At 42.3% G+C, this 914-nt stretch carries 2 protein-coding genes; both read right to left on the bottom strand.

Annotation, left to right across the window (positions count from 1 at the left end; all coding sequences use genetic code 11):
• Positions 1–565: EscR/YscR/HrcR family type III secretion system export apparatus protein (locus J5224_RS30720; protein WP_264628813.1), on the bottom strand; the 565-nt coding region annotated here is incomplete at its 3' end.
• On the bottom strand, positions 555–914 hold a 360-nt coding region (locus tag J5224_RS30715), incomplete at its 5' end, for a FliM/FliN family flagellar motor switch protein (protein WP_264628812.1). The genes J5224_RS30720 and J5224_RS30715, both read right to left, overlap by 11 nt.

The raw sequence follows: 914 nt of genomic DNA, 5'->3' as shown, positions 1-914 counted from the left end.
TGACGGGACTCATCATCATCATCCCAAGCGCTAACAGAATGCTGGAAACCACCATATCAATAACAACAAATGGCACGTAGAGATAAAATGCAATCTTGAAGGCACTTTGTATTTCGCTCAACGCATATGCTGGCATCAACGTCATCAACGGTAAAGATTGCATTTCATGCTCTTCCAGTTGAAGCACGCTGTCTTTGTTGCCCTGCTGGACATTGTAGAAAAAATAAATCAGATCGCGATCGGAATAGTGCACCAGATAGTTTCTGTAACTTCCTAACCCTTTATCCATAAACAGGCTGACCGACTGCGTATCATTAAAATTGATATTATTTCGCTCAACAAATTTCAGTATATTCTGGGTGACGGGCATCATAACAAAGGCGGTCATGATCAATGCTATGCCATTCAATGTCAACGTTGAAGGCACTTGCTGAATCCCCAACGCGTTACGAACCATGATAAGCACGATAGAAAATTTTATAAAACAGGTGCCACCGGCAATAATAAAAGGTAACAACGTAAAGAACGACAGCAGTATAATTAATGAGACGTCATTACTCAGCATACATTGAGCCCACTTGCCCCGTTGCAGCGCCGTTCATATTGTTTACCTCTACCGCCAGTGAGCCGTCATCCAGTACAACTAACTCACCACGCGCAAATAGCTTGCGATTCAAATAAATTCTGATCTGTTTTTCCGCATTGCTATTTAACGGCAACTGCGCGCCGGGTTGCAAACTATCCAATTCGCCGACCGTAAGCGTCACCTTATCTAATACAAATTCGATATTGACAGGCAAATTCATCCATTCAAATGTTATTTCATCCTCTTCTCGTAGCGCATCATCTGAGTCAGCGATATAAAACTCCTCCACAAAAACCTCCAGGTCCTGAGTTAAACAAAAATGTGCGAT

This window comes from Candidatus Symbiopectobacterium sp. NZEC135, from assembly GCF_025962695.1.
The sequence above is the reverse complement of the archived record's forward strand: the minus strand, read 5'-3'. Positions and strand labels throughout refer to the sequence as shown.